This is a genomic window from Pseudoalteromonas fuliginea (assembly GCF_000690055.1).
Lineage (GTDB): Bacteria > Pseudomonadota > Gammaproteobacteria > Enterobacterales > Alteromonadaceae > Pseudoalteromonas > Pseudoalteromonas fuliginea.
Genome location: NZ_JJNZ01000282.1, coordinates 1 through 349, shown reverse-complemented (window position 1 = coordinate 349; position 349 = coordinate 1). Strand labels below are relative to the sequence as shown.

Here is a 349-nt window from a genome sequence, read left to right as displayed (position 1 = left end):
CAATGTACAGAATTTGCTCTGATGGAACAGCATACAACATGCCAAATTTGAGTAATACTACTACTGCTACTATACTTCCTCAAATTCTTGAATGTAACGCTCTTACTGGTTTAGAAAACCACGGAAAAGTATACAAAGGAGAGGTTAATCTTTGTGAGGCAACTGGTGCTTCTGACTTTGGGATAGAAATAAAAAATTATGGTACTAATGCAATAACAAGTGCTCAAGTTTCACTTATGGATGGTGAAACTGTAGTAGCTACACAGGATTTTTCAGGAAATCTTGCTGCTTACGCTACAGGATCTGTTGAATTTACGGATGTAACTCTTGATACTTCTATAGATTATAC

Annotated in this window: 1 protein-coding gene; it reads left to right on the top strand. The window is 36.1% G+C overall.

Annotated features, from left to right (window positions below):
• Positions 1-38 precede the first annotated feature (38 nt).
• Positions 39-349 (top strand): hypothetical protein (locus tag DC53_RS22870; protein WP_139016140.1); only part of this gene is annotated, 311 nt, incomplete at its 3' end.